This window comes from Verminephrobacter aporrectodeae subsp. tuberculatae At4, from assembly GCF_000193225.1.
Classification (GTDB): Bacteria; Pseudomonadota; Gammaproteobacteria; order Burkholderiales; family Burkholderiaceae_C; genus Acidovorax; species Acidovorax aporrectodeae.
The window spans coordinates 1-758 of the sequence record NZ_AFAL01000862.1 but is presented as its reverse complement, the minus strand read 5'-3'; the positions used below and the strand labels follow the sequence as shown (position 1 = coordinate 758).

Annotated in this window: 1 protein-coding gene; it reads right to left on the bottom strand. The window is 69.1% G+C overall.

Features of this window, described 5'->3' with window-relative positions:
* Positions 1-758, bottom strand: a 758-nt coding sequence (locus VTU_RS29640) for a SwmB domain-containing protein (protein ID WP_010109086.1), incomplete at both ends; no start/stop codon positions are given.

The following is a 758-nucleotide window of genomic DNA, read 5'->3' as shown; positions in this document are numbered from 1 at the left end:
TCCAGGTGGGTGATGCGTGCGCTGCTGCCCGGGTTGGGCTTGCCGTCCAGGCTGTCGGCCACCAGGGTCACATGGGTGCTGGCTGCGCCTGCCGGCCTGCTTTCTCCGGCGGGGCTGCGCACGAGGCTGGTAGAACTCACCGCTGCCTGCGTGCTGTCCTTGACGCCGTCTCCGTTGCCGTCGCCGGCGATCGGGGCAGCGCCAGCGGGGCCGGGGATGCCGGGGGCCAGGTCTTCGACGCTGCTCGGAACGCCGTCGCTGTCGCCGTCCGTGTCCTTGTCGTCCTTGATGTCCTTGTCCGTCGTGTCCTTGTCCGCCGGAGCCGGACTCTGTGCCTTGTCCGCCGGGGCCGGACTCTGTGGCGCGGGGGTGCGGTTGTTCACCGGCATGGCCGGGAAACTGGCCGCGTCGTTGCCGGCCGCGTCCTGTATGGCGTTGGCATCGTCGCCGGTCGTGGGGTCGTTGTAGGCGACGGTCACCGCTTGGTCCCTGGAGACAGCGGTGGCCAGCGTCAGGCTGACGGTCTTGTCCTGCGCGTTCACCGTGATGGCGGTGACGGCAGTGAGCACGTTATCGACGCGCACCTCAAGGGCCGTGGTGGGCGGGATATGGGTCGCGTCCAGGCGGTTGGCTTCGGTGTACGTGAGCACCAACTGGTTGTCGCTGACCGTGGCGGTGTTGATCACCGGGGGCGTCGTGTCCGGCCGGGTGTCCACGGTGTAGTTGGCGCTGGTGGCGATGCTGACACCGGCGTTGCC